This is a genomic window from Halomonas sp. KX33721 (genome assembly GCF_001596805.1).
GTDB lineage: Bacteria > Pseudomonadota > Gammaproteobacteria > Pseudomonadales > Halomonadaceae > Vreelandella > Vreelandella aquamarina.
Window position 1 is genome coordinate 39884 of record NZ_LVIA01000019.1, and the last position, 23748, is coordinate 63631.

The 23748-nt window shown below is 57.3% G+C and carries 21 protein-coding genes and 5 tRNA genes; 16 read left to right on the plus strand and 10 right to left on the minus strand.

The window, feature by feature from the left end:
* The first annotated feature begins 339 nt into the window (after positions 1-339).
* Together ahpC and ahpF are read left to right on the plus strand one after the other, a co-directional pair.
* On the plus strand, positions 340-903 hold the full coding sequence (ahpC, locus tag A3220_RS07855) for an alkyl hydroperoxide reductase subunit C (protein WP_044628218.1): 564 nt from the start codon (positions 340-342) through the stop codon (positions 901-903).
* A gap of 215 nt (positions 904-1118) precedes the next feature.
* Positions 1119-2675 (plus strand): alkyl hydroperoxide reductase subunit F, encoded by a 1557-nt coding sequence (gene ahpF, locus A3220_RS07860; protein WP_062359154.1) that lies wholly within the window; start codon positions 1119-1121, stop codon positions 2673-2675.
* A gap of 105 nt (positions 2676-2780) precedes the next feature.
* Here the strand turns inward: ahpF and moeB are convergent, their stop codons facing one another.
* From moeB to hemA, 5 genes are read right to left on the minus strand one after another with little or no spacing between them, the layout of a single operon-like run.
* On the minus strand, positions 2781-3536 hold the full coding sequence (gene moeB, locus A3220_RS07865) for a molybdopterin-synthase adenylyltransferase MoeB (protein ID WP_062374292.1): 756 nt from the start codon (positions 3534-3536) through the stop codon (positions 2781-2783).
* A 4-nt stretch (positions 3537-3540) separates the two neighbouring features.
* The gene (locus tag A3220_RS07870) at positions 3541-4041 is read right to left on the minus strand and encodes an Lrp/AsnC ligand binding domain-containing protein (RefSeq protein ID WP_062374293.1); all 501 of its coding nucleotides are present in this window, start codon (positions 4039-4041) and stop codon (positions 3541-3543) included.
* Between the two features lie 30 nt (positions 4042-4071).
* Complete coding sequence (gene prmC, locus A3220_RS07875) at positions 4072-4935, minus strand: peptide chain release factor N(5)-glutamine methyltransferase (RefSeq protein WP_062374295.1); 864 nt, start codon at positions 4933-4935, stop codon at positions 4072-4074.
* Positions 4935-6023, minus strand: a complete 1089-nt coding sequence (gene prfA, locus A3220_RS07880; RefSeq protein ID WP_044628223.1) for a peptide chain release factor 1 — start codon at positions 6021-6023, stop codon at positions 4935-4937. The genes prmC and prfA overlap by 1 nt, the downstream gene beginning before the upstream one ends.
* On the minus strand, positions 6020-7330 hold the full coding sequence (hemA, locus tag A3220_RS07885; RefSeq protein WP_062374296.1) for a glutamyl-tRNA reductase: 1311 nt from the start codon (positions 7328-7330) through the stop codon (positions 6020-6022). The genes prfA and hemA overlap by 4 nt, the downstream gene beginning before the upstream one ends.
* Before the next feature lie 228 nt (positions 7331-7558).
* Here hemA and A3220_RS07890 point away from each other — a divergent pair, with 228 nt between their 5' ends.
* The 9 genes from A3220_RS07890 (at position 7559) to A3220_RS07930 (ending at position 14951) form a co-directional block, all read left to right on the plus strand.
* Positions 7559-9352, plus strand: coding sequence for a tetratricopeptide repeat protein (locus tag A3220_RS07890; RefSeq protein WP_058577616.1), 1794 nt, complete (start codon positions 7559-7561; stop codon positions 9350-9352).
* Positions 9353-9415: 63 nt separating this feature from the next.
* Entirely contained in the window at positions 9416-10072 is a 657-nt protein-coding gene (lolB, locus tag A3220_RS07895) for a lipoprotein insertase outer membrane protein LolB (RefSeq protein WP_054640861.1), read from the plus strand.
* Positions 10073-10141: 69 nt separating this feature from the next.
* Positions 10142-11002 carry a 4-(cytidine 5'-diphospho)-2-C-methyl-D-erythritol kinase gene (ispE, locus tag A3220_RS07900; protein WP_062359159.1) on the plus strand — a complete coding sequence of 287 codons (861 nt, stop codon included), beginning with the start codon at positions 10142-10144 and terminating at the stop codon, positions 11000-11002.
* A gap of 30 nt (positions 11003-11032) precedes the next feature.
* Positions 11033-11107 (plus strand) — tRNA-Gln (locus A3220_RS07905).
* A gap of 59 nt (positions 11108-11166) precedes the next feature.
* The gene (locus A3220_RS07910) at positions 11167-12108 is read left to right on the plus strand and encodes a ribose-phosphate pyrophosphokinase (RefSeq protein WP_172416021.1); all 942 of its coding nucleotides are present in this window, start codon (positions 11167-11169) and stop codon (positions 12106-12108) included.
* 96 nt (positions 12109-12204) lie between these two features.
* Positions 12205-12840: a 50S ribosomal protein L25/general stress protein Ctc gene (locus A3220_RS07915; RefSeq protein ID WP_044628228.1), complete on the plus strand. Its 636-nt coding sequence runs from the start codon at positions 12205-12207 to the stop codon at positions 12838-12840.
* A 192-nt stretch (positions 12841-13032) separates the two neighbouring features.
* Positions 13033-13614, plus strand: coding sequence for an aminoacyl-tRNA hydrolase (gene pth, locus A3220_RS07920; protein ID WP_054644979.1), 582 nt, complete (start codon positions 13033-13035; stop codon positions 13612-13614).
* Between the two features lie 104 nt (positions 13615-13718).
* Positions 13719-14810 (plus strand): redox-regulated ATPase YchF, encoded by a 1092-nt coding sequence (ychF, locus tag A3220_RS07925; protein ID WP_054644980.1) that lies wholly within the window; start codon positions 13719-13721, stop codon positions 14808-14810.
* Between the two features lie 64 nt (positions 14811-14874).
* Positions 14875-14951 (plus strand) — tRNA-Met (locus A3220_RS07930).
* 81 nt (positions 14952-15032) lie between these two features.
* Here the strand turns inward: A3220_RS07930 and A3220_RS07935 are convergent.
* On the minus strand, positions 15033-16337 hold the full coding sequence (locus A3220_RS07935; protein WP_054644981.1) for a M18 family aminopeptidase: 1305 nt from the start codon (positions 16335-16337) through the stop codon (positions 15033-15035).
* Positions 16338-16476: 139 nt separating this feature from the next.
* Here A3220_RS07935 and A3220_RS07940 point away from each other — a divergent pair, with 139 nt between their 5' ends.
* Positions 16477-18570 carry a carboxy terminal-processing peptidase gene (locus A3220_RS07940; protein WP_062374298.1) on the plus strand — a complete coding sequence of 698 codons (2094 nt, stop codon included), beginning with the start codon at positions 16477-16479 and terminating at the stop codon, positions 18568-18570.
* Between the two features lie 84 nt (positions 18571-18654).
* Here the strand turns inward: A3220_RS07940 and A3220_RS07945 are convergent, their stop codons facing one another.
* The 4 genes from A3220_RS07945 to A3220_RS07960 all read right to left on the minus strand — a co-directional run bounded on the left by A3220_RS07945 (position 18655) and on the right by A3220_RS07960 (position 19526).
* Positions 18655-19035 (minus strand): metalloregulator ArsR/SmtB family transcription factor, encoded by a 381-nt coding sequence (locus tag A3220_RS07945; protein WP_174524461.1) that lies wholly within the window; start codon positions 19033-19035, stop codon positions 18655-18657.
* 142 nt (positions 19036-19177) lie between these two features.
* Positions 19178-19253, minus strand: a tRNA-Asn gene (locus A3220_RS07950).
* Positions 19254-19284: 31 nt separating this feature from the next.
* A tRNA-Asn gene (locus A3220_RS07955) sits at positions 19285-19362 on the minus strand.
* 88 nt (positions 19363-19450) lie between these two features.
* A tRNA-Asn gene (locus A3220_RS07960) sits at positions 19451-19526 on the minus strand.
* Between the two features lie 189 nt (positions 19527-19715).
* On the opposite strand from A3220_RS07960, the gene miaB reads away from it, so the two are divergent.
* From miaB to A3220_RS07980, 4 genes are all read left to right on the plus strand, one after another.
* Positions 19716-21059 (plus strand): tRNA (N6-isopentenyl adenosine(37)-C2)-methylthiotransferase MiaB, encoded by a 1344-nt coding sequence (gene miaB / locus A3220_RS07965; protein WP_054640860.1) that lies wholly within the window; start codon positions 19716-19718, stop codon positions 21057-21059.
* 86 nt (positions 21060-21145) lie between these two features.
* Positions 21146-22231: a PhoH family protein gene (locus A3220_RS07970; protein WP_044628234.1), complete on the plus strand. Its 1086-nt coding sequence runs from the start codon at positions 21146-21148 to the stop codon at positions 22229-22231.
* Positions 22232-22233: 2 nt separating this feature from the next.
* Positions 22234-22695: an rRNA maturation RNase YbeY gene (ybeY, locus tag A3220_RS07975; protein ID WP_062359162.1), complete on the plus strand. Its 462-nt coding sequence runs from the start codon at positions 22234-22236 to the stop codon at positions 22693-22695.
* Positions 22696-22862: 167 nt separating this feature from the next.
* Positions 22863-23747: a transporter associated domain-containing protein gene (locus A3220_RS07980; RefSeq protein ID WP_054640859.1), complete on the plus strand. Its 885-nt coding sequence runs from the start codon at positions 22863-22865 to the stop codon at positions 23745-23747.
* Position 23748: the final 1 nt, after the last annotated feature.

Here is a 23748-nt window from a genome sequence, read left to right on the forward strand (position 1 = left end):
AAAGTCTACATCACCCAAAAGCCATGTACTGCAACCGGCTGTCGCTGGCTGGCTGGTTAGCCACCGATGCAACTAGCGCCAGCTGAAAACAGCTTAGGCGATTATCGCAACCGTGCGAATTTTGCGGTGCAGTGCCATCTACCGCAAGAGCCACCGAAAAATTCTTGTATTCAGCTCCCTATGCCCCCACTTTCCACCTGCGCGAAAGGTAGCAAGAAAGTTTCATAGCCAACACCTATTGGAAAGATTCAGTTTTCCAATTTTAGCTATTGGTCGCAGTCCGCTACCATGAGCAGCAACTTTTTCTACTGCCACTCACCTATTATGGAGACGTTCTGAATGTCTTTGATTAACACTGAAGTAAAACCGTTTAAAGCCACAGCTTACCTGAACGGCGAATTTATCGATGTCACTGAAGCGGACCTGAAAGGTCAGTGGTCCATTTTCTTCTTCTACCCCGCCGACTTCACCTTCGTTTGCCCGACTGAGCTGGGCGACCTGGCTGACAACTACGAAGCCTTCAAGAAGCTGGGCGTTGAAATTTACAGCGTATCTACCGACACCCACTTTACTCACAAAGCATGGCACGACAGCTCTGAAACCATCGGCAAGCTGCAGTACCCGATGATTGCTGACCCGACCCTGCAAATTTCTCGCAACTTCGAAGTGCTGATCGAAGAAGCCGGTCTGGCCGAGCGCGGTACTTTCGTCGTTGACCCGGATGGTAAAATCCAGATTGTCGAAATCAACGCTGGCAATATCGGCCGTAACGCTGAAGAGCTGCTGCGTAAAGTGAAAGCTGCTCAGTACGTTCGTGCAAACCCGAACGAAGTATGCCCGGCTAAATGGAAAGAAGGCGAAGAGACACTTGCTCCGTCTCTGGACCTCGTAGGCAAAATCTAAATTGCCTACCGCTGCCGCTTAGGGTTCGAATCACATTAAGTTGAACCCCTACAGGCAGCGCAACACCCGGGCACTTGGCCCGGGTGTTTCGTTTAAGCACCCGTGTAACCGCACCCCCTGTTTTCCCTAGCGCTTTTACCGACTGCCCTACTGATCCGGCAGCGGGCGTTTTAGGTTGAGAACAACTTACTGCTGACTGCGAGGAAGCCACTGTCATGCTGGACGCCAATTTAAAGAATCAGTTGAAAGCGTATCTGGAAAAAGTGACTCAGCCCTTCGAGATCGTTGCGTCCCTCGATGACGGTGCCAAGTCACGCGAGCTGCTGGGCCTGTTGGAAGATATCAGCAGCCTCACCGATAAAATTACCCTGCATACCGACGGGCAAGATAGCCGTACCCCGTCGTTTGCGATTAACCGCCCCGGCGAAGAGACCGGCGTGGTGTTTGCAGGCATCCCCATGGGCCACGAGTTCACCTCGCTGGTACTGGCACTGCTGCAAGTCGGTGGTCACCCACCAAAGACCTCTCAAGAGCTGTTAGATCAAATCAAGGATCTCGACGGCGAGATGCTGTTTGAGACCTACTACTCGCTCTCCTGCCAGAACTGCCCGGATGTAGTTCAGGCGCTGAACCTGATGGCGATCTTCAACCCGAACGTGCGTCATGTCGCTATCGACGGTGCGCTGTTCCAGGATGAAGTCGAATCGCGCGAAATCATGTCCGTGCCCAGCATCTACTTAAACGGCAAGCCGTTTGACCAGGGCCGCATGACCCTTGAGCAGATTCTGGCCAAAGTGGACACTGGCGCTGCCGAGCGTGAAGCCAAGAAGCTGAGTGAAAAAGCTGCCTTCGATACGCTGGTGATTGGCGGCGGCCCAGCAGGTGCAGCGGCAGCCATCTACTCCGCACGTAAAGGCATTAACACCGGTGTTGCCGCCGAGCGCTTTGGTGGCCAGGTATCCGACACCATGGGTATTGAGAACTTTATCTCTGTTACCCACACCGAAGGCCCCAAGCTGGTCAGCGCACTTGAAGAGCACGTTAAAGAGTACGAAGTCGACGTGATGAATCTGCAACGTGCTACGTCGTTCAAAGCAGCAGAAGCCGAAGGCGGCCTGCATGAGGTCACGTTTGAGTCTGGCGCGAAGCTGAAGAGCAAAACTCTGGTACTGGCCACTGGTGCCCGCTGGCGTGAAATGAACGTGCCCGGCGAGCAAGAGTACCGCAACAAAGGTGTTGCCTACTGCCCCCACTGCGACGGCCCGCTGTTCAAAGGCAAGCGTGTCGCGGTGATTGGTGGCGGTAACTCCGGCGTTGAAGCCGCTATCGACTTGGCTGGCATCGTCGGCCACGTAACGCTGGTTGAGTTTATGGGTGAAATGCGCGCCGACGCGGTACTGCAGAAGAAGCTGAAGAGCCTGCCTAACGTCGACATCGTGCTAAATGCCCAAACCACCGAAGTGACCGGCGACGGCAGCCGCGTTAACGGCCTGACTTACAAAGACCGCAACACCGATGAAGTGAAGAGCATCGCGTTGGAAGGCATCTTTGTACAGATTGGCCTGGTGCCTAACACCGAGTGGCTGAAAGGCTCGCCAATTGAAATGTCACCCCGTGGCGAGATCATCGTCGATGCCCACGGTATGACCTCGGTGCCCGGTGTGTTCGCCGCTGGCGATGTTACCACCGTGCCCTACAAGCAGATCATTATTGCGATGGGTGAAGGTGCCAAAGCGTCACTGGGTGCCTTCGATTATCTGATTCGTAACTAATCTGCTAGATGACTGGCTGATAGGGCGGCAGCGCCGCCCTACTGAGTTCGTTCCCTTTGACGTGAAGACCGTGACGTCGCGCCCGCCTCCCTGCGGGCTTTTTTTTTATGCGCGGGCGCTACACACCGGGCAAGCCGGATCTCTAGGCACTTGAAAATGGCGCCACTGGCCGCTTAAGCCATCAAACGTAGATAACCCCTGATGCGCACTCCCTGCACCGCTTAGCAGCTTAAATGCCTCTACCGCCTGGAAGCAGCCAATTAGCCCCACTAGCGGGGCCATGACACCGCTCTCTGCACAGCTCAGTGCCTCATCCTCACTATCCCCTGGCGGGTATAAACAGGCGTAGCAGGGGCACGCATCATCACGCGGGTCAAACAACGCCAACTGGCCCGAAAAACGAATCGCCGCGCCGGAAATCAGCGGTACGCCTGCCTGTTGGGAGGCGGCATTGATGGCATAGCGGCTGGAAAAACGGTCGGTGCAGTCCAGCACTACATCAGCCGAGGCCACCAGGGCGGTGAGCGCTTCGCCTTCTACATGCTGCTCAAGGGCCACAACGTGGCACTCTGGGTTAAGCGCCTGCATGCTCTCCTTCGCGGAGCGCGCTTTGTTCACCCCCAGGCTGGCCTGCTGATGGGCAATTTGGCGCTGCAGGTTGGAAAGCTCCACATGGTCGGCATCAGCGATAGTGATGGTGCCTACACCCGCCGCCGCCAAATAGAGCGCCACCGGCGAGCCAAGCCCGCCGGCACCGATAATCAGCGCATGGGCAGCGTGCAAGCGCTCCTGCCCTTCAATGTCCACCTCAGGCAGCATGATTTGGCGGCTATAGCGCAGCAGCGCCTGATCGTTCATCATCGCGTTACTTATCCTCAAATTCCTCAAAGTCGGGGATGTGCAGGCTGAAGCTCTCCTTCACCTCCTCCATCACTACGTAGCTTTTCGACTCTTTCACCCCTGGCAGGGTTAAGACCACATCCCCCAATAGTTGGCGATAAGCGGCCATTTCCGGGATGCGGCATTTCAGGATGTAGTCGAACTGCCCGGACACCAGGTGGCACTCCTGAATCTGCGGCAGCTTCTCCACCGCGCGCCGAAATTCATCGAATACCGCAGGCGACTGGGTCTCCAGGCTGATCTCGACGAACACCAGCAGGTCCGCCTTCAGGGCGCGAGGGTCCAGAATGGCCTGGTAGCCACGAATGATACCGGCACGCTCCAGGCGCTTGACCCGCTCCAGACAAGGGGTTGTGGATAACCCAACTTCTGCGGCGAGATCCACGTAGGAAATACGCGCATTTTCCTGCAAACAGCGAAGGATCTTGAGGTCGATACGGTCCAGCGTTCTATTTTTTGGTTTCATGGCAGGATCCAATACTGATGAATCAGGCAGTTATTCGAGGTGCCCTAGGGTAACCCGTTCATGGCCGCCTATGTCTTGTACGCTTTCAACGCTTTGATAGCCCGCCAGCTTTAGCGCTTGGCGCACGCCAGGAGCCTGCCGATAACCGTGCTCCAGCGCCAGCCAGCCGCCGGGCGAGAGAAATGCCTGCGCGGTGGTAATCAAGTGCAGCAGATCCGCCATACCGTCGGCCTCGGCCACCAGCGCCGAGCGTGGCTCAAAGCGCACATCGCCTTGGCCCAAATGCGGGTCATCGGCGGCAATATAGGGCGGATTACTAACAATAATCTCAAATGTTGAACCAGGTGAAGACGCACTAGGAGAAGAAAGCGTGAAAGCGCTGAACCAATCGCTGACCAGGAACGTAGCGTTAGTGATATTAAGTGTACGGGCATTGTCAACCGCCAGCGCCACCGCCTCTGGGCGAACATCCACCCCGACCACCTGCCAATCCGGCTTTTCACTGGCAAAGGCCAGCGCGATAGCCCCGGTGCCCGTACCCAGGTCAAGCAGCCTGCCGGTTGGCGTGCCTGCACGCGCTAATGCGGCCTCTACTAGGGTTTCGGTATCGGGTCGAGGAATCAGCGTGGTAGACGAGGTAGCCAACGGCAGCCCCCAAAACTCACGCTCTCCGGTTAAATAGGCCACCGGCTGGCCCTGGGCGCGGGCGGCAATTAGCGCGTCAAAGCGGGCATGCTCCCAAGTCGGGCATTCGCTATCGCCCCAGGTATAGAGCCATGTGCGGCTGCGGCCAGTAGCGAACTCCATCAGCACCTCGGCATCTACGCGAGGCGACGGCGAGCCTGCCAGCTGCAGCCGCTGGGCAGCGCTCTTCAGCAAAGCGTCGAACGTCATTAAGCGTCCTGCAGCGCCGAAAGCTGTTCCGCTTGGTACTCATGAATCAGCGGCTCGATCACGTCGTCCAACTGCTCGCCGCTCACTACTTCGGTCAGCTTATACAGCGTCAGGTTAATGCGGTGATCGGTAATGCGCCCCTGAGGGAAGTTGTAAGTGCGGATACGCTCACTGCGGTCACCAGACCCTACCAGCGAGCGGCGGGCATCGGCCTGCTCCTGGCGCTGGGAATCCACCGCGTTACGCTTGAGCTTGGCGGCAAGCAGCGACATCGCTTTGGCGCGGTTCTTATGCTGGCTACGCTCTTCCTGACACTCCACTACCACGCCGGTAGGCAGGTGGGTAATACGGATCGCGGAATCTGTGGTGTTAACGTGCTGACCACCGGCACCGCTTGAACGGTAGGTATCAACCCGCAAATCCGCAGGGTTAATATCAATATCCCCCACCTCATCCACTTCAGGCATCACCGCAACGGTACAAGCGGAGGTGTGGATTCGGCCCTGGGATTCGGTCGCCGGTACGCGCTGCACCCGATGAGCGCCAGACTCGAACTTAAGGCGGGCATAGACGCCGTCGCCCTTAACTCGGGAAATGACTTCTTTATAACCGCCCTGCTCGCCGTGGCTAGCGCTAACAATTTCTACGCGCCAGCCGCGCTTTTCCGCATAGCGGGAGTACATGCGGAAGAGATCACCCGCAAAGATGGCCGCTTCATCACCACCCGTGCCCGCGCGCACTTCCAAAAAGACACCGCGACCGTCGTCCGGGTCTTTCGGAATCAGCAGGCGCTTGAGCTCAACGTCGAGCGCTTCCAACTGCTCGCGGCCGTCGAGAATTTCCATCTCCGCCAGCTCGCGCATCTCCGGGTCACTGTCGCGGCTTAGCTGCTCGGCTTCGGCAATGCTGTTTTCCACCTCAAGGTAGCGCTTCCAAGCGGCGACCAGTTCTTCCAGCTCCGAGTACTCGCGAGAGTAGTCGCGGAAGCGCTGCTGGTCGTTGATCACCTCAGGATCTGACAGCAGCATGGCCAGCTCTTCAAACCGGTCGGAGAAGCTGTCTAAACGTTGGCGCAAAGTCTCTTTCATGCGGGCGTATCATCCTTCTGGCGTTTTGCCGGGGGCGCAGGCTGCTCAAAGGCGGGCTTCGGTGGCAGCAACAGGCGCGGTGCGGCGCTAAGCAAATCGTGGTTTTCCTGAGAGGCCGCTTCGCGAATGGTGAGCGTTGGCTGATGCATTAGGCGGCTGGCCAGCTGATGCGCTAGGCGCTCAACCACTTTGGCCGGGTCTTCGCCTTTTGCCAAACGCTCAAGCGCCTGATCCCGCGCCTGATCGCGCAGCGCCTCACCGTGGCGGCGATAGTCGCGAATCACCTCACCGCCATTACGAATACGCCGCTCATGCTGCCAGCTACCTACGCCGTGCTCAATGAGCGACTCGGCCTGGTCGGCTGCCACTTGGCGATGGCGACGATTCTCTTCGATCACCTCTTCCAGGTCATCGACGGTATACAGGAACACATCCGCCAGCTCACCCACTTCTGGCTCGATATCCCGGGGTACGGCGATATCGACCATAAACACGGGGCGATGGCGACGCTTCTTCAGCGCCCGTTCGACCATCCCTTTGCCCAATATAGGCAGCGGAGATGCGGTAGAGGAGATAACAATATCGGCATACTCTAAGGCATCAGGAATCTCCGGCAGCGTAATCGCCGTACCGCCCAGCGACGATGAAACCTGCTCGGCCCGCTCCCGGGTACGATTCGCCACGGTGAGCTGACGGACACCAGCTTCATGAAGATGGCGCGCCACTAGCTCGATGGTCTCACCTGCGCCAATCAGTAACGCGTTGGCGCGGCTGAAATCATCGAAAATGCGGCTGGCCATGCTGACGGCAGCATAGGCAACGGACACCGGATTTTTACCGATGCCGGTTTCGGTGCGTACCTGCTTAGCCACGGCGAAGGTGTGCTGAAAAAGACGCTCCAGCTCGCCACCCAGGCCCTTGGCCTGACGCGCTTGCTGATAAGCATCTTTTAACTGGCCCAGTATTTGCGGCTCACCCAACACCATGGAGTCCAACCCCACGGCCACGCGCATCAAATGACGAGCAGCGTCGTTGTCGTGGTAGTGGTAGGCGCAGCGGGCGAGCTCTTCAACGCGTAAATTATGAAAACGACCCAGCCAGTCCAGCACAGTCTGCTCACCGGCGGCATCCGTCACACAGTAGAGTTCCGTGCGATTACACGTCGAAAGCACCGCCGCTTCGCTAATGTGTGGCAGGCTACGCAGTTCAGCCAACGCGCTTTCCAGCTGCGTCGGCGTAAAGGCCACCTGCTCACGCACAGCCACGGTGGCAGTACGATGATTGATTCCCAGGGCAAGAAGCGTCATGGGTTATGCGTCTTCGCTAGTGGATCGGTCGTCACGTCACTGTCGGTCATGGTTTCTTGGCTTGTTAATACAAGTCTAAGAGAGCAGCTCATCAAGTGAATTGCGCTGACTCGGCTCTTTTTCAAGGTGGGACATTCTATCACAGCCGAGCATCTTCTGGCGCACACCACTTTGCCGCAGGCAACCAAGCCGCTATGCTGAACACTCGGCCACTTGATCGAGATACGCATGCCCCATCGCGCAACACTACTGGGTATTCCCTGTTCGTTTTCGGGTTTTCCACTTTTGCCCTTGGCCGCCACGCTGATACTGAGCGGCTGCCAGCTGTCACCCTCTCTTTTTGACGGTGAAACCAACGCTCATGTTGAAGACCCAATGGTGACGGCACCGCCTATTACCAGCGGGCTGGATGCCGCTGGGTTACGTACCCTGCTAACCGCAGAGCTGGCCGGACAACGCGGCGATTACCGCTATGCGGGCCAGGGATATCTTGAGGCCGCCCAGCGCTACACGTCACCAGGGCTGGCCGAACGGGCCACGTTCGCCGCACGCTTTGGTAATGATGCCGCACTAATGGAAGCCGCCGCGCTGCGCTGGCGTGAATTAGACCCTCGGGCAGAAACACCCAACCGCCTGCTTGCCTCACTATCACTCCAACGGGGCGACTGGCTGGATAGCCTAGAGCAGCGGCTAGCCATTGCTGAATCAGGCGGCAATGGTGAAATTGCCCCCTTCGCTGAAATCGCCGTCGCCGAAGAGGCACCGCTTAACCTGTTAGCACAGCAGCTACGCAGCTATCTTTCACAGCCGGAGGTTTCCCAGCGCGAGTTTCACAGCGATGTGCTGCTGGGTACCGCCCTGATCGAAGCTGCCCTGGGAGAAACGCAAACCGCCCAGCGCTATTTAGATGAAGTAGAACAGCAAGAGCCAGAGTCAGCCGCCCTGTGGCTAGCTAAAGCACGCCTTGCGCTGGAAACTGGCGACCACCGCGGCGCACAGCAGGCAGCCCAGCAAGGCCTTAGCCTAGCGCCTGACGACGTGCGCTTTATCTTAATGCTGGCCCAAGCAGAAATACGCCTCAACAACATTACCGCCGCCGAAGTGCAAACCAATGCTCTATTAGAGAGCCACGGTGGCAACCAGGATTTACGCATTGCCTTGGCGCAGCTCTATTTAGAAGAAGGGCACAGCGAGCCTGCCTACCGGCTGCTGCAGCCGCTCATTAGTCAAGAGAACATACCCAACATTGCCTACTTCTTATTAGGTGCTATTGCCCAATCCCAAGGAGAGGTCGACAACGCCCTCCTCTACTACCGCCAAGTGTATGAAGGTGATGAATTTTTAGCCGCCAGGTCGGCGGCGGCTCGCATGCTCATTGAGGATGATCGTTTACTCGACGCCCGCGCTTTTCTACGCATTGAGCGCATGCGCCACGACGCCTATTTCGGTGACCTAGTAAGGTTAGAAGTGCAACTGCTGGACGAGTTGTCGCTTCAAGAAGATGCCACCGCCCTGCTGGATCGGGAAATTACCCGCACCCCAGATGACACTAGCCTGCTGTACCTTCGCGCCATGCGCGCCTGGGAGATGGGCGACTTAACAGGCATGGAGCGGGACTTACGGCAAATCTTACGCACCGAGCCCAACAATGCTGACGCGCTAAATGCCCTAGGTTACACGCTCGCTGACCTTAACTTACCCGGAAGACTAGAAGAAGCTCGTGAGCTTATTGAGCGTGCCTACGAAGCGGACCCAGATAACCCGGCGGTATTAGACAGCATGGGCTGGGTGTATTTCCGCCTCGGCAAACCCGACGATGCGCTGGCATGGCTAGAAAGCGCCTACGCGCAGATGCCCGACCAAGAAATTGCCGCGCACTTAGCCGAGGTGCTTCATTCACTAGGACGCAGTGACGAAGCGCGCCTGCTGATTGCACGCATTCTGCAACGAACCACTTACCATCCTCACATTGATGATTTACTTGAGCGTTACCCTGAACTTACGCCACCCAGCGCGCCCTAAGGCTTACTTCTTTACCGTTGCTAGTTTTTACCCTTAATAGACAGCACTGACATGGAGCCAGTTATGTTGACTTCTTTTTTGAACAGCGCGCCAGTGAGCACCCCTTCCGCATCACTCTATCGTTCTTCCCGCCTATGGGTGGCCGCCCTGGCGGTGGCTGCCCTTACCGGGTGTGCCAGCCAAGCGCCGACGGATGAAGGCGGCCGCCAAGCCGGCCAGTGGGAGCGCCAACAGGCAGATGTGGAAGCGTTCGAGAGCTGGACCCTGGTCGGCAAAGCGGGCCTACGCACTCCAGAAGAGAACACCAGCGCCAACCTGGACTGGAACCAAACCCCCTACTACTTCCGCATGCTGATTAGCGGCCCCTTTGGCGGTGGTCGCAGCGTACTGGAAGGCCGCGAGGGTCGCTTCTCACTGACCACCAGTGAAGGCCGTTTTGAAGCAGAAACCCCGGAAGCCTTAATGGAAGAGCAGCTTGGCTGGTCGTTGCCAGTGCGCGCCATGCCTGACTGGGTGCGCGGCCTGCCCGGCGACCACGCCAGCTACCAGCTCGAAACTGACGAACTCGGCTTCCCGAGCCACCTTCAACAAGACGGCTGGGAAATTGACTACCGTGACTGGGAGCAGGCTGAAGGTATGTGGCTACCGCGCCGCTTGGTCATGAACTACGGCGATGTACGCATTACCCTGGTAGTTAATCAGTGGCAGGCCTCCGAATAGAGCGCTCGGGCTGGCAAGCGCCGGCCCTCTTTCATACGTTTACATACGTTTAGCCAATAGAGAACCGGCATGCCCGCAACACCCCGCCCACTCACTCTACCCGCCCCAGCCAAGTTAAACCGCATGCTGCATATTGTGGGCCGCCGTCAAGACGGCTACCACGAACTGCAGACGCTGTTTCAGATTATCGACCTCTGCGATTATCTAAGCTTCAACCTGCGCCAAGACGGCGTTATCGAACTGACCACATCGATGGATGGCGTAGCGCACGATGACAACCTTATTGTGCGTGCAGCAAAGCGGTTGCAGCAGGCCAGCGGCACCCACCTTGGTGCTTCTATATCAATTGAGAAGCACCTGCCCATGGGCGGCGGCCTGGGTGGCGGCAGCTCCAACGCGGCAACCGTACTTAAAGGACTCAATCAGCTCTGGCAGCTTGGGCTCAGCGATGCCACCCTAGCAGAGCTGGGCTTAGCGCTAGGTGCCGATGTACCCGTCTTCGTTTTAGGCAAAAGCGCCTGGGCCGAAGGCGTGGGCGAGAAATTAACACCCGCGACCCTCGACACCCCGTGGTTTGTGGTCATCCACCCAGGCATTAGCGTCTCAACCCCCGCAATCTTCCAAGACCCGGAATTGACACGCGACAGCCTCCCCATTACTATGGCGCGCGCACTGCAGGGGGGAGTGGCCGAGTGGCGTAATGACTGCGAAGCTACCGTCAAAAAACGCTACCCGCGTATCGCGGAAGCACTTGACTGGCTCGCGCAGCACGCACCTAGTCGGCTGACGGGCACTGGCGCCTGTTTGTTTGCAGCTTTTGAGTCACAAGAGGCTGCGCAAACGGTGGCTGAACTGGCTAATCAGCGCTGGCAAGCATGGGTCGCGCGCGGACTTAACACCTCTCCCCTACAAGATGCTCTGGGCTGCTGAAAGCGCCCGGTCATCGCATTAGGTTATTGCTGGGGTATCGCCAAGTGGTAAGGCACCGGTTTTTGGTATCGGCATTCCCAGGTTCGAATCCTGGTACCCCAGCCAATTCTAATGTTGATCTGCGTTTTCTCCCCTGATCCCCAACACTGCAAAGGTGGCTGCGCGTGTCAAAATTGATGGTTTTCACCGGGAACGCCAATCCCGAACTCGCTCAAAAGATTGCCGAGAGCTTAGACAGCCGTATGGGTAACGCCACGGTGGGTCAATTTAGCGACGGCGAAATCGCGGTCGAGATCAATGAGAACGTGCGTGGTAAGGATGTCTTCATCCTGCAATCCACCTGTGCCCCGACGAACGACAACCTGATGGAACTGATCCTGATGGTCGACGCTCTGCGTCGCGCCTCGGCTGCCCGTATTACGGCAGTGGTTCCCTACTTTGGTTATGCCCGCCAGGACCGTCGTGTACGCTCCGCCCGCGTTCCCATCTCAGCAAAAGTTGTGGCGGATATGATGGTGAAAGCAGGCGTTGATCGCGTAATGACCATGGACCTGCACGCCGACCAAATTCAAGGTTTCTTCGACGTACCGGTTGATAACGTGTACGGCTCACCGATCCTGCTGGACGACATCGAGCGTCAAAACTACGACGATCTCGTGGTTGTTTCCCCCGATGTTGGCGGCGTTGTGCGTGCCCGTGCCATCGCCAAACAGCTGAATGCTGATTTGGCTATCATTGACAAGCGTCGCCCCCAGGCTAACCAAGCCCAGGTGATGCACATTATCGGTGAAATCGAAGGCCGCACTTGTGTGGTCGTCGATGACATGATCGATACCGCTGGCACACTGTGTAAAGCTGGTGAAGCGCTGAAAGACCACGGCGCTGCGCGCGTCGTCGCGTATGCTACGCATCCGATTTTGTCCGGCCCTGCGGTCGACAACATCACCAACTCTGTACTGGACGAGGTTGTCGTGACCGACACCATTCCGCTCGCCGACCATGCGCGTCGTAGCGGAAAGATTCGCCAGTTGAGCGTTGCTGGCTTGATTGCGGAAGCGATTCGCCGCGTCAGCAACGAAGAATCCGTCAGCGCGATGTTCCACTAACGCCTGACGTTATAAGCCCCCAACTGGGGCCCTGGAAACGTCGTCGTCTGGTCGCGGACGGCGGCATTTCCTTACTTAAACCAAGAGGCAAATTCCATGTCTGATTTTATCCTGCAAGCCAGCGTTCGTAACGACCTGGGGAAAGGTGCGAGCCGCCGCCTGCGTCGTGCGAACCAACAAGTACCGGCCGTTGTATACGGCGGTGAGAAAGGTGCTCAGTCTATCTCTGTAGAAAAAACTGCTTTCTACAAAGCGATTGAAGACGAGGCCTTCTTCTCCTCTGTCATCAAACTGGTGATCGACGGTAAAGAAGAGCAAGTGGTTGTTCGTGACCTGCAGCGTCACCCGTTCAAGCCACTGCTGACCCACGCTGACTTCCTGCGTGTTGATGCTACTCACGAAATCACCATGAACGTGCCGCTGCACGTGGTGAACGAAGAGAAGTGTGTAGGTATCAAAGACCAAGGCGGCGAACTGCACGTCCTGGCTAACGAAGTCGCCATCAGCTGCTTGCCGAAAGACCTTCCGGACTTCCTGGAAGTGGATATCAGCAACGTTGAGCTGGGTACTACCCTGCACCTGTCTGACCTGACCCTGCCGGCTGGCGTCACTTCTGTTGACCTGTCCCACGGTGAAGAGCACGACAACGCCATTCTGAGCATCACCAAAGTGAAAGTACGTGGCGGTGACGAAGAAGAAGGCGAAGGCGACGCAGAAGCCAGCGCCGAGTAAGCCTTGCTAAAGGTGCTGCCAGCGTATGCTGACCAGTGCCGCCTGGGCCATGCCCGCATGGCCCAAGGATGTTAAAATCAAGCGCTTCGGCGCTTGATTTTTTTTTTGCAGCGTGGCGCTACCCTGCTTATCTGCAAAGCAGCTGCCAGTGAGTCAACTGATATATCTTCCAGAACCGTTGGAGGTGGGAAAATGAGCCAGGTAACGGCCATTATAGGACTGGGCAACCCAGGCGCAGAATACGACGCCACCCGCCATAATGCGGGCTTTTGGCTAGTGGACGCCATTGCACGCAGCGCCCACACCGAACTGCGTCCTGAGAAAAAGTTTTTAGGGTTATACGCCAAAGCCCGCGTGGGTGACCATGAGCTGCACCTGCTCAACCCCACCACCTTTATGAACCGCAGCGGTGCGGCTGTGGCAGCGCTAACCCAGTTTTTTAAGCTTACCCCAGACAACCTACTGGTCGCTCACGATGAGCTTGACCTCCCCCCTGGGCAGTCACGCTATAAAACCGGCGGCGGGCACGGCGGCCACAACGGGCTGCGGGATATTATCAGCGCCCTTGGCAACCAAAATCAGTTTCATCGGCTGCGGATTGGCATCGGCCATCCCGGCGAGGCGCGCCAAGTAGTGAACTATGTACTAGGCCGCCCTGGCAAAGCCGAACAAGAAGCCATTGAGCGCTCATTGGATGAGTGCCTAGCCACGCTTCCGCTTGCGCTTTCCGGCGACTGGGCTAAAGCCATGAACCGCCTACATAGCGTAAAATAGCAGCACGTTTTCAGCACACATTCTCTACGCGTTACGCACGCGCTTTTTTCACACTTGGCAGGCGCTTTATTGGTAGCGCCGCCCTAGCGGCCAGGAAGTTACTTATGGGCTTTAACTGCGGTATTGTCGGCCTACCCAACGTAGGCAAATCCACGCTGTTCAATGCGTTGACGAAGTCAGGGATTGATGCAGAGAACTTCCCGTTCTGCACCATCGAACCCAACGTTGGCATCGTCCCGATGCCAGACCCACGCCTGGATGCGCTAGCGGCCATCGTAAAGCCTGAGAAAGTGCTGCCCACCACCATGGAGTTTGTGGATATCGCAGGCCTCGTGGCGGGTGCCTCCAAAGGTGAAGGCCTGGGTAATAAGTTCCTGGCCAACATTCGTGAAACCCAAGCCATTGCCCACGTGGTGCGCTGCTTCGATAACGACAACGTGATCCACGTCGCCAACCAAGTAGATCCCCGCGCCGACATCGAGACCATCAATCTTGAGCTCGCCTTGGCCGACCTAGACACCGTCGAGAAAGCCAGCCAGCGCCTACTGCGCTCGGTAAAAGGAGGTGATAAAGACGCCATTGCCACCAAAGCCGTGCTGGACAAAATCCTGCCGCATCTTGCCGAAGGCCAGCCGCTGCGCAGCTTTGGCCTGGATGACGACGAAAAACGTCAGGTAAAAAGCTTTGGCTTTTTGACCCTCAAGCCCACTATGTACATTGCTAACGTCAATGAAGATGGCTTTGAGAACAACCCCTACCTGGATATCGTCAAAGAGATCGCCGCCGAAGAAGGTGCAGTCGTCGTACCGGTGTGCAACCAGTTAGAAGCCGAAATTGCCGAACTCGAAGATGAAGAGCGCAGCATGTTCCTCTCCGAAATGGGCATGGAAGAGCCGGGCTTAGACCGCGTAATTCGCGCGGGCTACGCCCTGCTGGGCCTGCAAACCTACTTCACCGCAGGCGTGAAAGAAGTACGCGCCTGGACAGTAAGACAAGGCGCAAGCGCACCCGAGGCCGCCGGTGTGATTCACACCGATTTCCAAAAAGGCTTTATCCGCGCTGAAGTCATCGCCTATGACGACTACGTCACGCTGGGCGGCGAACAAGGTGCCAAAGATAACGGCAAATGGCGCTTGGAAGGTAAAGACTACATCGTCAAAGATGGTGACGTGATCCACTTCCGCTTCAATGTATAAGCGAGAAAAGAAACAAATGCTTGACGGGCGGCATACCTCTGGGTAATATTCGCCCCCGTTGAACGGCTACGTAGCTCAGCTGGTTAGAGCACATCACTCATAATGATGGGGTCCCCTGTTCAAATCAGGGCGTAGCCACCAACACCGAATACTGCTAGCAATAGCAGAAGCCCGCTGACTCAGTCAGCGGGCTTTTTCGTTTCTAGACTTTTCTTGGTTAGCTCAGGAGAGCGTCGGGCGGTTCAGGAACACCGTCAGCGCCCGCGTCAGGTAATCCACATCTCGCGTACCGGACGTTTCACGAATCGAGTGCATCGCCCACTGGGGCAACCCGACGTCGATGGTCGGCACGCCCACTTCCGTGGCGGTAATCGGCCCTATGGTGCTGCCACAGCCCATATCCGCCCGTGTGACGAACGACTGTACGGGCACATCTGCTTCGCGACACACGTCCCGGAACAGCGCGCCGGTGACGCTATTGGTCGCGTAGCGCTGGCTAGCATTGACCTTGATCACCGGGCCGCCGTTAATGGCCGGGCCATGGCGCTCATCGTGCTTATCACGGAAGTTCGGGTGCAGCGCGTGGGCGTTATCACAGGAGATCATCAGCGACGATTGAATCAGCTGGATCAACGACTCCTCGCTGCCACCGCCCACCTGGGCATTCAAGCGTTTCAGCACGTCGCTCAAGAACGGCCCCTGGGCACCGCACGCGCTGGCACTGCCCACCTCCTCATGGTCATTCGCCACCAGCAGTGCGCCCTGGCTACCATCGCTTTCCAGCAGCGCTTCCAGGCCCACGAAGCACGACAGCAGGTTATCCAGCCGCGCGCTGGCCAGCAGCTCCTTGCGCAGCCCGACCAGTGATGGCGGCTGAACGTCGTAAAAACCCAACTCGAAATCCACCACCTCGACCGCGCGTAGGCCATGCTGCTCTTCCAACCACTGCCCCAGCAGTTCGTGCAGCTTGGCGGTATCGCTCTGCATCAGCACCGGCGCCATCTGTGTTTGCGGATTGATCGAGCGCCCCGCATTTACATCGCGGTCCATATGGATCGCCAAGCTCGGAATCATCGCAATCGGACGCGCCACGTTGAGCAGCACGCTCTCCAAGCGACCATCGGCATGGCGCACGTGAACGCGGCCCGCCAAGCCCAAATCTCGGTCAAACCAGGGGGCCAACAGCACGCCGCCGTAAACCTGCACGCCCAACTGCAGCCAACCTGCTGAATATTGGGTGGCGTTGGGCTTCAAGCGTAGCCCTGGGCTATCGGTATGAGCACCCAGCATGCGCAGGCTGGTTAACTTACCAGCGGGCAGCTGAAAAGCGATCACCGACGAATCGTTACGCGTCACGTAGTAGCGCTTTCCCGGCACCAACTGCCAGTTCGCGGTCTCTTCCAGGCGCGTAAAGCCCGCCTGCTCCAAACGCTCAGCCATGCTCTGGGTGGCATGCCACGGCGTGGGCGACTGCTGCAAAAAATCGCACAGCCGCGTTAAACGTTCCGCGTTGAAAGCCTCGGACATGGAATTCCTCATAACAGTAATGATTGAGTCTCACAGGGGAAATGACCTGCTACAATGCTCCCCTCGGCCTACGCAACTCATAGGCTGACTGCGGGTCTAGGGAAGAATGAGTGTACACAAATCCGGGAGAGCTTGACTGATGAGCTTGTTTGCAACGCTTTCGCGCTCGGTCGCCCTTGCCGTAATGCTGGTGATCACCAGCCCGGCAGCGCTGGCGCAACTTGCGCCGACCGACGAACAACGCCAAGCGGCGGTGGAAATTGCGGAAGCCCTCCGCTATGGCCATTATGCCGATATTGATTTCGACGAACAGTGGTCACAGGAAGCTTTCCAGCGCTATCTGGACATTCTTGATGGTCAGCGCAGCTACTTACTGAACCGTGACATCGAACCCTATCGCCACCTCGAAGACGACATGGCCGACGCGCTGTTCGACGGCGACCTAGACGATGCGTTTGCGCTTTACAACCGTCTCAGCGAGCGGCACACCAACCGCTTGGAATGGCTGCTTGCCGAATTGGACGACGGTTTATCGTTGGAGTTCGATAGCAACGAACGCTTGGAAGTCAACCGCGAAGACGCTCCCTGGGCCAGCCGCGAAAGCGAGCTGGATGAGCTATGGCGCAAACGGCTGAAAAACGACGCCCTGACCCTCGCCCTCACCGACCAAGACGCAGAGCAGATCGAAGACAACCTGCGCCAACGTTATGAAGGCCAACTCTCGCGCTTACGCCAAGCGGAGTCGGAAGATGTCTTCGGTCTGCTGATGGCGGCCGTCTCGGGCACCATCGACCCCCACACCGGCTACCTCTCCCCCCGCCAGGGCGAGTCCTTCGATATCCAGATGAGCCTCTCGCTGGAAGGCATCGGTGCGCTGCTGCAAGCGGATGGTGAGTACGTCAAGGTTTCCAGCTTGGTTCCCGGCGGCCCAGCAGAGCGCGCAGGCGTGCTAGAGCCCGCCGACCGCATTATCGCCGTTGGCCAGGAAGAGGGTGAAATGGTCAACGTGGTGGGCATGCGCCTGGATAACGTCGTCGACCTGATTCGCGGCCCGAAAGGCTCCGTGGTGCGCCTGGACGTGGTGCCGGCCCAGGCGGTGGATATGACCCGCTCGCAAATCGTCGAAATCACCCGCGACACGGTGAGCTTGGAAGATCAGGCAGCTGACAGCGAAGTGATTGAAGTTAAACGCGACGGCGCTCCTCACCGCATTGGCGTGATTAACGTTCCCACGTTCTACGTTGATTTTGATGCGTGGCAGGCCGGTGAAGAGGAGTATCGCAGCACCACCCGCGATGTAGCCCGCGAAATCGAAAAACTGAAAAAAGAGGGCGTTGAAGGTATCGTACTAGATCTGCGTAATAACGGCGGCGGCGCGCTGCAAGAAGCCAACTCGCTGATCGGCCTGTTTATTGACCGCGGCCCCACCGTGCAAGTACGCGACGCCCAGGGCCGCATTCAGCTGTACGGCGACAGCGAAGCAGGCACCGTGTACGACGGCCCGCTCACCGTGCTGGTGAACCGCCTTTCGGCCTCGGCGTCTGAAATCTTCGCCGGTGCCATTCAGGATTACGGCCGCGGCATTGTGGTGGGCGCATCGACCTTCGGCAAAGGCACCGTTCAAACCCTGAACGAGCTTAGCCACGGCCAGATCAAGCTAACCCGCGCCAAGTTCTACCGTATCTCTGGCGACAGCACCCAGAATCGCGGCGTCGAGCCCGACATCACCTTCCCCAGCCTGATTGACCCAGAGCGGATTGGCGAGAGCAGCCTGGACAACGCCCTGGCCTGGGACACCGTACAGAACGCTCAGTACCGCCGCTACGGCGAGCCGGAACGTGTACTGCCGACGCTGATTACTCGCCATGAAGAGCGCGCCAAAGAGAACCCCAACTTCCGCTACCTGGAGCGCCAATCCACGCTGGCTCGCCAGCTGCGTGAACAGCACACCAGCGTCAGCCTGAACCGGGAGCAGCGCCAACGCGAGCTAGAAGCCCAAGAAGCCGAACAGCTCTCGCTGGAAAACCAGCGCCGCCGCGCCCTGGGGCTGCCTGAACTGGAAGAGTGGATGGATGCACGTAGCGACGGCACCGCCGCCACGGAAGATGCCGAAGCTGAGAACGACAGCGACGACGAAGAGATGCCCGTGGACCGCGCCCACGTGCTCGAAGCCGCTGAAGTGCTGCTTGACTACGTTCACCTGCAAGAGAGCCAGCGCATGGCCAAGCGTTAACCCACGCTTACTCTGCGCTAGCAACAACAACGCCAGCCCGAGGGCTGGCGTTTTTTGTGGACGCTTGCTGGAACCGAAACGCTGCTAGCAGAGGGCAGCGCGCCGCGCCGGACGATCCCCCATACGCGCCAAGCGCTGCGTTAGCGCTTCCAGCTGCACCGCACTCCCCTGCGCAGCGGATTCAATAATCGACTGCGCCCAGGCAGGTAGCTGCGGCGCTAAACGGTAATAGACCCACTGCCCTTCCCGCTGATCCATCAGCAGGCCGCACTGGCGCAGCTGCGCCAAATGGCGAGACACCTTGGGCTGAGACTCCTCCAGCGCATAGGTCATCTCACACACGCACAGCGACTGCTCTTTAGCAATCAGCAGCACCAGCATCAGCCGCGTTTCATCACTCAAACACTTAAAGACCTGCAGCGCCTGCAGGCTAGCCGCTTCTCCCACGACACCTTCCCACGCCATGAATTGGAAACATAGTGTACGTCATACGATAGGCAGGCGTTAAGAAGGGACGGACAGCTAACAAATACACACGTAAAAACACCCAAGATGCCAGGTGGCAACGGGCGATAAAATCATTCAGATAGGAAAGGTGATACGCCAATGGCTCCCCGAGCAGGACTCGAACCTGCGACCCAATGATTAACAGTCATTTGCTCTACCAACTGAGCTATCGGGGAACAACAGAAAATCTTTAGCAGAACAGCAGCTTGGCTCCTCCCGAGCAGGACTCGAACCTGCGACCCAATGATTAACAGTCATTTGCTCTACCAACTGAGCTATCGAGGAACATCATTTGCTGTTGCGTTTGAACCAGAGCCTATCACTTATTAACACTTACTTAAAGCAGTCTAAGCAATTGTGCTAACAAGTGTTTTGGCTCCTCGAGCAGGACTCGAACCTGCGACCCAATGATTAACAGTCATTTGCTCTACCAACTGAGCTATCGAGGAACTGCTCAAACACGGTGCGTAGTATACTGATTGAAACGCTCGGGTCAAGTATCGATTACGGGGGAATGCCTAGCCCCTGGTTTCGTGTATCCGTATAATGCAGGCATTCAACGGCCGCACCAATCGCTGCCCAACCGTTATTTCATTCATCCCTCGTCTCCCCCGACGACCCATAGATGACAGGTACCGATGGCGAAGAAGCTCTTCATCAAAACGCACGGCTGCCAAATGAACGAGTACGACTCCTCGCGTATGGCGGACCTACTCGGCGAATCTCACCAGCTGGAGCTAACCGATAACGAGAAGGAAGCAGATGTGATTCTGCTGAACACCTGCTCGATTCGTGAAAAAGCTCAGGATAAGGTCTACCACCAGTTAGGCCGCTGGAAAAAGCTCAAAGACGCCAATCCGGACCTTGTGATTGGCGTGGGCGGCTGCGTGGCCAGCCAAGAAGGTGAAGCGCTGCGTAAACGCGCTCCTTTCGTAGATATGATTTTTGGCCCGCAAACCCTGCACCGGGTGCCAAAGATGCTCGACGCCCGTGCCAATAATCAAATTGCGGCGGTGGATGTCACCTTCCCCGAAATCGAGAAGTTCGACCACCTGCCGCAACCCAAATCTGATGGTGCCACAGCGTTTGTGTCGATCATGGAAGGCTGCTCTAAGTACTGCACCTTCTGCGTGGTGCCCTACACTCGCGGTGAAGAAGTCTCCCGCCCGTTTGAAGCGGTGATGGATGAAGTCATCCACTTAGCCGACCAGGGCGTGCGTGAAATCAACCTGCTGGGCCAGAACGTGAACGCCTACCGAGGCGACAACGAAGACGGCGACGAGATTGACCTTGCCGAGCTAATCGCCTGCATCGCAGCGGTGGATGGCATCGACCGTATTCGCTTCACCACCTCTCACCCGGTGGAGTTTACGGATAGCTTGGTAGACGCCTATGCGGATATTCCTGAGCTGGTAAGCCACCTGCACCTGCCGGTACAGTCTGGCTCTGACCGTATTCTGAGCGCCATGAAGCGCGGCCACACGGCGGAAGAGTACATCGAGAAGATGGAGCGTATCCGCGCTAACCGCCCGGATATCAGTTTCTCCTCTGACTTTATTGTCGGCTTCCCCGGTGAAACAGAAGAGGATTTCGAAGCCACGATGGACCTGATCCACCGTATCGGTTTCGATCACTCGTTCAGCTTTGTTTACTCGGCGCGCCCCGGCACCCCAGCTTCCGGCTTGCCAGACGACACCCCTGAAAGCGTGAAGAAGCAGCGCTTGGCTATTCTGCAGGAGCGCATCCTTCAGCAGGCCGCTCAGATTAGCCGCCGCATGGTGGGCACTACTCAGCGCATTCTGGTTACCGGGTTTTCTCCGAAAGACCCCGGCCAGCTTTCTGGGCGTACCGAGAACAACCGCGTGGTGAACTTCCGCGCTGCCAATCCTACCGAGTTAATCGGCTACTTTGTCGATGTAGAGATCACCGAAGCGCTGCCCAATTCGCTGCGCGCTGAACTCGCCTCTGCCGAGCGTTATTGATCGCTTGCTTATCGTAGGTAATTGCCCCGGCATCGCCGGGGCAGTAAGCTGAGCCTCACATACATCAACTGACGGGTTTCTTACTCTTGAGCCAGCCATCACCTCAGGCCAATCGCATTATCACCCTAAGCCTTGAACCCAATGACCCGCAGCGTCTCGCTAGCCTCTGCGGCCAACAGGACGAGCATCTAAAGCTGATTGAGAGCCGCCTGGATGTGACGTTACGCAACCGTGGCAACGTATTTCAGCTGGCCGGTGCCGCTAACCGTATTAAAGCGGCGGCTAACGTGCTGGAACACCTTTACCGTGAAACCGCCGCCGACGAGCTATCGGCGGATACCGTGCATCTGTTCCTCCAAGAATCCGGGCTTGAAGCCCTGGAAGAGGAAGACGATGGCGAAGGCGGTAGCGATGAAGTCATCATGCGCACGCCGCGCACTATGATTAAGCCACGCGGGCTGAATCAGCAACGCTACGTGCAGAGCATTCGCGAACACGATATCAACTTCGGCATTGGGCCAGCGGGTACCGGTAAAACCTACCTGGCCGTGGCCGCTGCGGTAGAAGCGCTCAATCAGCAAGAAGTGCGCCGCATTCTGCTGGTGCGCCCAGCGGTAGAAGCCGGTGAGAAACTCGGCTTCTTGCCGGGCGACCTTGCTCAAAAAATCGACCCCTACCTGCGCCCGCTGTACGACGCGCTGTATGAAATGATCGGTTTTGAGCAGGTGGCGAAGCTGATCGAGCGTCAGGTGATCGAGATTGCTCCGCTGGCCTATATGCGTGGCCGTACGCTGAACAACTCCTACATCATTCTGGATGAGAGCCAGAACACCACGCCGGAGCAGATGAAAATGTTCCTGACGCGGATTGGTTTTGGTTCCACCGCCGTGATTACCGGGGATATTACCCAGGTCGACTTACCGCGCGGGCAGCGTTCAGGCCTCTCGCAAGTGCTCGACGTGCTCAAAGATACGCCAGGAATCGGCGTGACCCACTTTGCCGCGAAAGATGTGGTGCGCCACCCGCTGGTTCAGCGCATCATTGAGGCTTACGACGAGTTTGAATCCGAGCAGGAAGTTCAAGAGCGCGCCCGCCGCGAAGCACGCCAGCAAGAGCGTGAAGCGCGTATGCAGGCGTTAGAGCGCAATAGCGAACGTTCGGGAGAAGCCTAACGATGAGCGACATCATAATCGACCGGCAAGCGGCGATTGATGAGCCACTGCTACCCTCGCTTGAACAGCTCACCCATTGGGTGGGCTGTGTCTTTTCTCGCCACCCGGATGATGACCGCCTAGAGCTCACCATTCGTTTTGTGGATGAAGAAGAGAGCCAGGCGCTTAATCGCGACTACCGGGAAAAAGATAAGCCCACCAACGTGCTCTCTTTCCCGTTTGAAAACCCACCCGGCATTACCCTGCCGCTGCTGGGCGACCTGATTATTTGCCATGCCGTAGTCGCCCGTGAAGCCGAAGAGCAGCAGAAGCCGCTGGCCCACCACTATGCCCACATGGTCGTACACGGCACCCTGCACCTGATGGGGTACGACCATATCGAAGAGCAGGAAGCCGAAGAGATGGAGCAGCTAGAACGCGAGCTGCTGGCCACCCTTAATATTCCTGATCCTTATCACGTGTAAGCTGCTACCTTGAGCCAAACGTACGTTTAGGGTGGTGTCTGCTGTCACTCAGTGATAAAACGGTCACTTGAAGCGTGGTCACCCATTCGTGACCGCTTCTCCGTACAATATTTTCCGAACTACCTTTTCCGTAACATTCTGTCCGTAACTGAGAGAGATTTGACGCAATGAGCGAAGACCGATCGAGCAACCCCAATCAAAAATCATGGCTCGAGAAACTCTTTGGCGCCCTTTCCGGAGACAATGACGAACCCAGCTCGCGAGACGAGCTGATGACGTTTTTACGCCACACCGCAGGGAAACTGAAGCTGGATCAAGACGCCATCATGATTATTGAGGGCGCGCTTGAGATCAGCGATCAGCAAGTGCGTGAAATCTTGATCCCACGCTCTCAGGTATCGGCGATTACCCTCGACCAAACGTGGGATGACTACCTACCGTTGATCCAAGAGACTGGCCATTCGCGCTACCCGGTGGTGGGCGAAAACCTGGACGACGTAAAGGGCATCCTGCTGGTCAAAGACCTGCTGCCGCTGCTGTCGCAATCGCAAGAGAGCCGCGATGCGTTCAAGCTGGAAGACGTGCTGCGCCCTGCCATGTTTATTCCTGAGTCAAAGCGTTTGAACACGCTGCTCAAAGAGTTCCGCGAAACCCATAACCATATGGCGATCGTGGTGGATGAGTACGGCGGCACAGCGGGCATCATCACCATTGAAGATATTCTTGAGCAGATTGTCGGGGATATCGAAGATGAGCATGATACCGATGAAGAGGACGATATCCGCACGCTGGAGAACGGCCACTTCGCGATTCGCGCCCTCACCCCGATTGAAGATTTCAACGAGCGCTTTGGCACCGAATTCTCTGATGACGAATTCGATACGGTGGGCGGCCTTGTGATGCAGCAGTTTGGTCATCTGCCAGGCCGAGGCGAGCACACCAGCTTAGGCGGCTGGCGGTTTGTAATTCTGAACGCCGATAACCGCCGGATACGTCTACTTGAGGCCTATCGCGATAGCGAACCTACGGAAGACGAAAGCCAAGACGACTAGC

Excerpts from the sequence above, each read along its gene's own strand:
- ahpC (WP_044628218.1), top strand. The coding sequence starts at position 340 with ATGTCTTTGATTAACACTGAAGTAAAACCGTTTAAAGCCACAGCTTAC.
- ahpF (WP_062359154.1), top strand. The coding sequence starts at position 1,119 with ATGCTGGACGCCAATTTAAAGAATCAGTTGAAAGCGTATCTGGAAAAA.
- moeB (WP_062374292.1), bottom strand. The coding sequence starts at position 3,536 with ATGATGAACGATCAGGCGCTGCTGCGCTATAGCCGCCAAATCATGCTG.
- A3220_RS07870 (WP_062374293.1), bottom strand. The coding sequence starts at position 4,041 with ATGAAACCAAAAAATAGAACGCTGGACCGTATCGACCTCAAGATCCTT.
- prmC (WP_062374295.1), bottom strand. The coding sequence starts at position 4,935 with ATGACGTTCGACGCTTTGCTGAAGAGCGCTGCCCAGCGGCTGCAGCTG.
- prfA (WP_044628223.1), bottom strand. The coding sequence starts at position 6,023 with ATGAAAGAGACTTTGCGCCAACGTTTAGACAGCTTCTCCGACCGGTTT.
- hemA (WP_062374296.1), bottom strand. The coding sequence starts at position 7,330 with ATGACGCTTCTTGCCCTGGGAATCAATCATCGTACTGCCACCGTGGCT.
- A3220_RS07890 (WP_058577616.1), top strand. The coding sequence starts at position 7,559 with ATGCCCCATCGCGCAACACTACTGGGTATTCCCTGTTCGTTTTCGGGT.
- lolB (WP_054640861.1), top strand. The coding sequence starts at position 9,416 with ATGTTGACTTCTTTTTTGAACAGCGCGCCAGTGAGCACCCCTTCCGCA.
- ispE (WP_062359159.1), top strand. The coding sequence starts at position 10,142 with ATGCCCGCAACACCCCGCCCACTCACTCTACCCGCCCCAGCCAAGTTA.
- A3220_RS07915 (WP_044628228.1), top strand. The coding sequence starts at position 12,205 with ATGTCTGATTTTATCCTGCAAGCCAGCGTTCGTAACGACCTGGGGAAA.
- pth (WP_054644979.1), top strand. The coding sequence starts at position 13,033 with ATGAGCCAGGTAACGGCCATTATAGGACTGGGCAACCCAGGCGCAGAA.
- ychF (WP_054644980.1), top strand. The coding sequence starts at position 13,719 with ATGGGCTTTAACTGCGGTATTGTCGGCCTACCCAACGTAGGCAAATCC.
- A3220_RS07935 (WP_054644981.1), bottom strand. The coding sequence starts at position 16,337 with ATGTCCGAGGCTTTCAACGCGGAACGTTTAACGCGGCTGTGCGATTTT.
- A3220_RS07940 (WP_062374298.1), top strand. The coding sequence starts at position 16,477 with ATGAGCTTGTTTGCAACGCTTTCGCGCTCGGTCGCCCTTGCCGTAATG.
- A3220_RS07945 (WP_174524461.1), bottom strand. The coding sequence starts at position 19,035 with ATGGCGTGGGAAGGTGTCGTGGGAGAAGCGGCTAGCCTGCAGGCGCTG.
- miaB (WP_054640860.1), top strand. The coding sequence starts at position 19,716 with ATGGCGAAGAAGCTCTTCATCAAAACGCACGGCTGCCAAATGAACGAG.
- ybeY (WP_062359162.1), top strand. The coding sequence starts at position 22,234 with ATGAGCGACATCATAATCGACCGGCAAGCGGCGATTGATGAGCCACTG.
- A3220_RS07980 (WP_054640859.1), top strand. The coding sequence starts at position 22,863 with ATGAGCGAAGACCGATCGAGCAACCCCAATCAAAAATCATGGCTCGAG.